Origin of the sequence: Streptomyces sp. NPDC047022 (assembly GCF_040644155.1) — a bacterium.
In the GTDB taxonomy this organism is placed as follows: domain Bacteria; phylum Actinomycetota; class Actinomycetes; order Streptomycetales; family Streptomycetaceae; genus Streptomyces.
In genome coordinates, this window is the sequence record NZ_JBEYVV010000019.1 from 122,239 (window position 1) to 129,993 (window position 7,755).

The 7,755-nt window shown below is 65.9% G+C and carries 6 protein-coding genes; 5 read left to right on the forward strand and 1 reads right to left on the reverse strand.

From position 1 onward, the window contains the following. Window positions 1–49 precede the first annotated feature (49 nt). The 3 genes from ABZ845_RS20700 to ABZ845_RS20710 are packed head-to-tail and all read left to right on the forward strand — an operon-like array spanning window position 50 to window position 3,278. Complete coding sequence (locus ABZ845_RS20700; protein WP_360981695.1) at window positions 50–703, forward strand: response regulator transcription factor; 654 nt, start codon at window positions 50–52, stop codon at window positions 701–703. Next, window positions 694–1,950, forward strand: coding sequence for a HAMP domain-containing sensor histidine kinase (locus ABZ845_RS20705; protein WP_360981697.1), 1,257 nt, complete (start codon window positions 694–696; stop codon window positions 1,948–1,950). The genes ABZ845_RS20700 and ABZ845_RS20705 overlap by 10 nt, the downstream gene beginning before the upstream one ends. Window positions 1,951–2,000: 50 nt before the next feature. Continuing rightward, entirely contained in the window at window positions 2,001–3,278 is a 1,278-nt protein-coding gene (locus ABZ845_RS20710; protein ID WP_360981699.1) for a hypothetical protein, read from the forward strand. A gap of 473 nt (window positions 3,279–3,751) precedes the next feature. On the opposite strand, the gene ABZ845_RS20715 is transcribed toward ABZ845_RS20710, so the two are convergent. Continuing rightward, window positions 3,752–4,213, reverse strand: a complete 462-nt coding sequence (locus tag ABZ845_RS20715; protein ID WP_360981701.1) for a hypothetical protein — start codon at window positions 4,211–4,213, stop codon at window positions 3,752–3,754. A gap of 759 nt (window positions 4,214–4,972) precedes the next feature. Here ABZ845_RS20715 and ltrA point away from each other — a divergent pair. Both ltrA and ABZ845_RS20725 read left to right on the forward strand, forming a co-directional pair. Continuing rightward, window positions 4,973–6,403, forward strand: a complete 1,431-nt coding sequence (gene ltrA, locus ABZ845_RS20720; RefSeq protein ID WP_360981703.1) for a group II intron reverse transcriptase/maturase — start codon at window positions 4,973–4,975, stop codon at window positions 6,401–6,403. Between the two features lie 476 nt (window positions 6,404–6,879). Beyond that, window positions 6,880–7,755, forward strand: an 876-nt coding sequence (locus tag ABZ845_RS20725; protein WP_360981705.1) for a PP2C family protein-serine/threonine phosphatase, incomplete at its 3' end; no start/stop codon positions are given.

The following is a 7,755-nucleotide window of genomic DNA, read 5'->3' on the forward strand; positions in this document are numbered from 1 at the left end:
CTGACCAGGGATAATGGAGAAACCCCGCTGGAGTACTTAGGGTCAGCGTGTGGCTTTTATTGTGGTGTGCGAAGACGACGCAGCGGTCCGCGACGTCCTCAAGCGCGCACTCGAGCACGACGGCCATACGGTCGCAGCCGCTTCTACGGCGGACAGCCTGCTGCGGCACCTTGATCCGGTCCCTCACCTGGTCGTCCTGGATCTGGGGCTCCCGGACGCTGACGGTCGCGATGTCTGCCTGGCGCTGCGGGCACGTGGCGTCGATGCCCCCGTGCTGATGCTCACCGCTCTGGACGGCATGCATCACAAGGTGGGCGGCTTCGAGGCGGGAGCCGACGACTACATGACGAAACCGTTCGACATCCCGGAGTTGCTGGTGAGGGTCCGCGCCCTGCTGCGCAGGACGACCGCCACGACCCCACCAAGGGGCGTCGTTCTCGATCCGGCCAAACATGTCGTGATCTACGGTTCCACGAGCGAGAGCCTGACGCCGACCGAGTTTCGGTTGCTGGGCAGGCTTATAGCCTCGCAGGGCGAAGCCGTGCGCCGCCACGCCCTCGTTGCTGCCGGTTGGCCGCATGGCGCGCAGGTCAGCGACAACACCCTCGACTCCTTCGTTCGCCGGCTACGGACCAAACTCGGTGCGCTGGGCGTGGCCGATCGCCTGGCTACGGTCCGTGGGGTGGGCTATCGATGGGAGTGACGCGCTTCCGTGGGAGAGTCGTCGCGCTTGCGATTCTGATCGCGACAGCGGTGGTCGCAGTGCTGGTGGTGGTCTCGCACGTCTTGCTGAGCCGGGTGACCGACGCCGACGCGAACGCTCTGGCGCATACGCGTGCAGAGGCGGTGGCGGCGAACGTATCCGTACGCCGTGGCCACGTCGTGCTGATCGAGGGCGGCAACGAAGCGCTGGACACGGTCTCGTGGGTGTATGCCGATGGGCACCTCATTGACGGGATCGTGCCGGGCAGCCTCCTTGACCGCGTCGAGGCGCTTGCAGGCTCCGGGCGGTCCCGGACCACCACGGTCGGCAGATACCTGCTGTATGCCCAGCCGATCCAGCTCGAGGGCCACCGCGTCGTGGCGGTCGTGAGGGTGGACCTGACGCCGTACGAGACATCAGAGCAGCGCAGCCTGGCGATGTCGCTCATGTTGGGTGGCATCTCGATCCTGCTCGCAGGCGTCGTCGCGTACCTCGTGGTGGGTCGTGCGTTGCGGGTGGTTCATGACATGGCCGCTCTTGCCGACGACTGGGGCGATCACGAGCCCGGGCGCCGATTCGACCTCGGCGTTCCGCACGATGAATTCGGGGAGCTCGGGCGAACTCTTGATCGCCTGCTTGACCGCGTGGACAACGCGCTCGCGGACGAGCGCCGGCTCACCGATGAGATCGCCCACGAATTGCGGACCCCCTTGACGGCTCTGCGGGGCGAGGCGCAGCTGGCGCAACTCTCCGGTCACCATCTGGCACCAGAGTCTGTTCTGACCGAGGTCGACCGCCTGAACACGGCGATCTCGACGATTCTGAGTGCCGCCCGGACACGGATCGATGGCAGTACCCGCTGCGATCTCAGGGCGGCGGCGCGACAGGCGATCGCCGGTCGATCCATCGAACTCGCCATACCGGCCGATGTCGACGTCGCCGTGGCAACCGATCTCGCCGTGGCTGTGTTGTCACCCCTGCTGGAGAACGGCCTGCGGCATGCGAGTTCGCGCGTTTGGGTCACGGCGCGCATCCAGCCCCAGGGTGTCGTGGTCGATGTCCTCGACGATGGCCCGGGTTTCGATCCGGCGGAGGTTGATCGGGTCTTCGAAGCGGGCGTGACCAGCGGCAACGGGCAGGGGCTGGGGCTGGCCGTGGTAAGGCGTCTCGCCGCGTCCGCGGGAGTGGCGGTGCGTGCGATCGCGGATGGTCACGGTCGCGTCGAGGTGACCTTCCCCACGCCATAGGCGATCGCGTAGTCAGGTTGTGTGCAGGTTGGCCGAGCCAACTTCGTCGCATGACAACGACGAGCGAAGCCCGCACGCGCCGCCGTGGGCGGCTGATGCTGAACAAGGTTCCCGAGGTCACCATCTGGTTCTGGGTGATCAAGATCCTGTGCACGACCGTCGGTGAGAGTTTCGCCGACTGGATCAACATGAAGCTGGGCGTCGGCCTGGTGAACACGGCCTGGATCTTCACCGCCGTGTTCGTGGTGGTTCTGGGTGTCCAACTGCGGCTGAAGCGGTACGTCCCGTTCCCGTACTGGCTGACCGTGGTCGTTGTCAGTGTCACGGGCACGCTGTACACCGATATCTTGACCGACCAGCTCAACGTGCCACTGTGGATCAGTTCCGCCGTGTTCTCGGTCCTGCTCGCCGTGGTCTTCGGCGTGTGGTGGCTGCGCGAGCGCACCCTCTCGATCCACTCGGTCATGACGCTGCCGCGTGAGTCGTTCTACTGGCTCGCCGTTCTCGTCACCTTCGCGCTCGGCACCGCGACCGGCGACTGGACCCTCGAGCTCACCGGCTGGAGCCCGGGAGTCTCGGTCCTGCTGCCGCTCGGCCTCATCGCGGCGATCACGCTGCTGTGGAAGTTCGGCGCGAACCCGGTGCTGTCCTTCTGGCTCGCCTACATCCTGACCCGCCCGCTGGGCGCCAACATCGGCGACTGGCTCGCTTCCCCGAAGGTCGCTCAGAACCCGGGCGACCCGACCGGCCTCGCACTGGGCACCTTCACCACCAGCCTGATCTTCCTGGGCCTGATCCTGGCGACTGTCATCTACCTGACGGTGACGCGCTCCGACGTGACCGAGACCTACGAGGCCACGCACACTCCGCAGGTCACCGCCAACCCGCACAGGGAGCGCATCGCGCTGGCCGGCTTCGGCCTCCTCGCCGTTGCCACCGGGGGCCTGCTGGTCTGGGCGCACAGCCAGCCGCACGTCGGCCCGGCGCCGGAGACCGACGCCACGTCCACCGCTCAACTCGCCCCTGGCCAGGCGGTGAAGAAGTTCCCGCCCGCGAAGGCCGACGCACTGAGGGCACTCGCATCGACCTCGCTCAAGGACGCACGGTCGGGGAACGCGACCGGGGCCCACGCCGCTGCCCAGTCGCTGCGTGATCTCTGGGATGCCGACCAGTCCTCGCTGCAGCCGCTGGACAACACCGGCTGGACGTTCATCGACGCCCAGATGGACCGCGTCCTGAAGACCTTCGGCATCGATCACCCGAACCCCCCGATGTCGCCGGCCCAGCAGGAGGCTGAACTCAACACCCTCCTCGTAGATATGCGCTGACGGACCTGATCGGCGGCGGCTCTCCCGGGGTCGCCGCCGATCACACTCTCGTGGTGCAGGGGGTCAGTGACGCGATGGTCGCCGACGGCCCGCCTTCGAGTACGAAGAGTCGGCCCGACCTGCAGCACCAGAGGCTGCATCACAGCCGTTCGCGCAGGTCAGAGCCCGAGCCGCCCGCAAGGGGCCGCAGCTTCCCAAGCTGGGGGCCTGCGTCGTGCCTGACGCGGATCTGGTTCACGACGTCGAGGCAAGGGCGGCAAGAGATTTGCGATGAAGACCTCACTCAGATTCAAATCGGCCCGACCGGCAAGAAGTTGCTGGCGCTGACGGTCAAGAACGCGGGTCCGATGCCCGCTTCGAGCGGTCACGAGCACTGAGGTGAGCGAGGCAGTCGACCGGGTGTTGGAGGCGCTGGCGGGGCGAGTGAGGACGAGGTGGCGGCCGCGCCGGCTGCGGCCGGCGCTTCAAAGCCGTTACGCCGACCTAGGACCTGTCCGACGCGACCAGAGCGGTCTCAGGACGGTGCCCAGCGCGACCAGGTCTGCGGCGACGAGGATTGTGACGTTGGCCCAGTTGTAAGGCAGGGCCTTGGCGACCGGAAGTGCCACCAGCGAGGTGACCCCCTGCAGGACGGTGGAAATCTCCGGCAGATCCTTCACCGCTGCGCCCTTCCGCATGCGAAACGCCGCGATCCCCCAGAGCAGAGGGAACAGCAGGCAGGCGATCGCAGCGACGGCGAAAAGCGGCAAGGCGAGCAAGTTCCCCATGTTTCCGCCGCCAGGTGAATCGTCGCCGGGGTCGATCACCGGGTGCTCCACGTACCAGTTCGCGAGGAGCGTCGCCTGCGCGAACACGGCCGGGAACCCGGCTGAGGCCAGGGCGGCCGCGCCGCACCAACGCCAGGATCGGCTCGCCGCCCTGCCAGTCGCTGCCACTGCTGCTCCTTGTCCGTCCAAACCGCCACAGCGTCACCCACCGCTCGGCCTGGTCAACGAGTCCGCCACGTCAAGGCATGCGTCGATCAGCGCAGCGAGAGTGTAGGCGTACACCAGATCCCGTGAGCTGCCTGGGTCTTGTCGTACCGGGTGGGTGCGCCACGAGGCGCCATGGAATCGAGTGAGGTGAGAGACCTTCACCACCGGATTGTCGTAGCAATCCGGTTGAAGCTGGGGGCAGTTCGGTTCGGGGGATGCCGAGGCGAGCGGTAAGCAGCCCCGACAACGCCGGGACGGGTTGGTACTGCCAGACGACCCGGGTCCGGCTAGCGAGACAGGAAGGTGCACGCGAGAAATCAGTGCCTGACGCCCCGTAATTACGACACCGGCTCGAACCTGGCGGATCTGGGCCGGACGCAGTGCACGACCACCAGCGCTCGTCGGTGGTCGACTCCGAAGCCGACTCTACTCATCGGTGGGGAGGCCACGCCGAAAGTCTGCGGCGTAAGCGTGGCGATGCTGCCGGGGTAGAGCTGGGCACCTCACCTGTCGATCGATCTCGTGGTGAACGTGGGAACTGTCCGCGGTCGCTCCTATATCGGACATCCAGTCCGATCGGGGGCAGGCCCATCGCCGGCTGATGGCCGTCGGGCAAGACGGAGGCTCCGTAGTACTCCGAGGCCGGGAAAGCCGGTCACATGGGGAAGGGGGCCAGCAAGTCAGCAGTAAGGAGACTGGAATGCCAGGAGGCTGTCGCCGGTGAATACCGACGAGCTGGAATGGGCCTTGATGAAGGCCGAACGCCGGGTACTGGAGATCCAGACCAAGCTGCACCGTTGGGCTGCCGATGATTCTCATCGCAGGTTCGACGACCTGTTCAACCTCGTGGCCGATCCCGCCTTCCTGTTGGTGGCGTGGGACCGTGTCCGGGGAAACAAGGGTGCCCGCACGGCCGGAGTGGATGGGAAGACCGCCCGCTCCATCGAGGCCGGGCAGGGAGTCGAGGCATTTCTCGACAAGCTGCGGGCCCAGATCAGAGACCGCAGCTTCCATCCGGTTCCTGTCCGCGAGCGGATGATTCCCAAGGCGAATGGCAAGCTTCGTCGTCTCGGGATTCCGACTGTGGCGGACCGAGTGGTCCAGGCGTCCCTGAAGCTGGTGCTGGAGCCGGTATTCGAAGCGGATTTCCTCCCGTGTTCCTATGGGTTCCGCCCGAACCGCCGAGCTCACGATGCGATCGCCGAGACTCGCTACCTCGCCAGCCACGGATACGAGTGGGTGGTGGAGGGCGACATCACGGCGTGCTTCGACGAGATCGCGCACCCGGCCCTCATGGAGCGGGTGCGGAATCGAATCGGAGACAAGCGGGTGTTGTCCTTGGTGAAGGCGTTCTTGAAGTCCGGGATCCTGTCCCGTGACGGAGCCTTCACGGACACACGCACCGGGACCCCGCAGGGCGGGATCCTGTCGCCGCTGCTGGCCAACATCGCACTCTCGGTCCTGGACGAGCACATCGCCCAGGGCCTCGGAGGACCAGACGGCACCTCCGAGGATCGGCGCAGGAGACGGCGCCGAGGATTACCCAACTACCGGCTGGTCCGGTATGCGGACGACTTCCTCGTACTCGTCTTCGGGCGCCGAGACCATACCGAGGAACTACGCGACGAGGTCGCAGAGGCATTGAAGCCAATGGGCCTTGGCCTGTCGGTGGAGAAGACAAAGATCACGCACATTGACGAGGGCCTTGATTTTCTCGGATGGCGCATCCAGCGTCACCGGAAACTTGGCACTGATCGGCAGTACATCTACACCTACCCGGCACGGAAATCAGTACGTTCCGTCACAGGCAAGGTGAAGGAACTGACCGGACGGCAGAACGTCGGCTTGCCGCTGGAGTCCCTGCTCCACCGACTGAACTCGGTGTTGCGGGGATGGTGCGCGTATTTCCGTCCCGGAGTTTCGAACGTCGCTTTCTGTTACCTCAGCCACTACGCGTGGATGAGGGTGACACGATGGATCCGACGCAAGCACCCCGGGATCACTTGGAAACAGCTCCGTCGACGCTATTACGGCGGCGGCTGGTGGCCCGTCACAGAGGAAGCGGAACTGTTTAACCCGGCCAAGGTAAGCACGACCAGATACCGATACCGGGGAAAACTCATTCCGGCTCCGTGGCCCACTACGGCATGAGGAACTGAACACCCCGGAACGGGATTTGTGGAGAGCCCGGTGCCCGGAGACGGGCACGCCGGGTTCGGGAGGCGGCTCGGGGAAACCCACCGGTGGAAACACCAGCAGGGCGCCCCGAGTCGACCTCACCGATGCCCCGCCGGGGCTTGAACTTGTTGATCACGGTCCGGCGCAGGCCAGGTGGATCTTGGGGCTCAGTCCGCCACGGCGTTGACCGAGGGCACGACCATCCGCTCACGAACGACTGGGACCAAGGCGAGACCGAGCTCGGCTACGTGATCCGGGGCGATCCCCTCTAAGTGACTCCATACACATAGATCTATTGACAAACCTGTTGAAGTACCGAAAGCTCATTAATCGGTCGTTTCGCGAGGCCGTCTTCTCGGCTGGAGCGGGGCCCGGGGCCTCTACCGGCCAGTAGTCCAGCAGTCGTTGTTGGCCTTGCCGTGACGATGCATGAGAATCCGAGGAACCGCATGAGCGTCCGGCCGACCGAGGGCCCGCCCGCGCGCAAGAGGAATCGCCGGGTGCCATTGCTGCGATGCGAGGCGTGGGTCCTGATCCCCCTGGGGATCATCGCCGTGGTGCTGGCGCTCAATGCGCCTTCCCCGGTCCGTGGCGTTCCGAGCGGCATCTTCCTGATATTGGCGCCGCTGATCGCTGAGCTGTTCGGCGGGCCGCGGCACACCGCGGTCGTGGGCGTCTTGACCGTCGGCGCGCAGATCTACCTCGCCATGACCCTCTCGATCTCCACAGGGCAGTACGCTGAGGGCGCCATTCAGGTCGCCGTCTTCACGGCGCTGTGCGTATTCCTCGTCATCATCTCCAAAGCCCGCCACCGTCGGCAGTGCCAACTCGATCAGGTACGTAATGTGTCCGAGGCAGCACAGAGAGCACTCATGCGCCCCTTGCCCCGCAGTCTCGGGCAGCTGCACCTCGCGTCCTTCTACCTGGCCGCCACGGCGGAGGCAGAGATCGGCGGTGACCTCTACACGGCGGCACGGACCACCCACGGAACACGCATGATCATCGGTGACGTCCGTGGCAAGGGCCTGGACGCCGTCGGCGAGTCGGCCCTCCTCATGGGCGCATTCCGCGAGGCCGCCGACCGGCACGCCGACCTGACAGACCTGGCCAACACCCTGGACCGGAGCGTCACCCGCTACCTGGCCGATTTCATCGACGACAACAGCCACGTCGCGGAGCGATTCATCACGGCGCTCTTGCTGAACATCCCCGACGACGAGCCGCTCGTCCAGATCGTGAACTGCGGACACCCCCCGCCTCTGCTGATCCGCGACGGAAGCGTTCAGGCACTGGCAAACCGTGACCCGGCCCCACCACTCGGCATG

What these genes read in the sequence shown, in the direction of transcription:
- ABZ845_RS20710 (WP_360981699.1), top strand. Translation starts at nt 2,001, where the DNA reads ATGACAACGACGAGCGAAGCCCGCACGCGCCGCCGTGGGCGGCTGATG.
- ABZ845_RS20705 (WP_360981697.1), top strand. Translation starts at nt 694, where the DNA reads ATGGGAGTGACGCGCTTCCGTGGGAGAGTCGTCGCGCTTGCGATTCTG.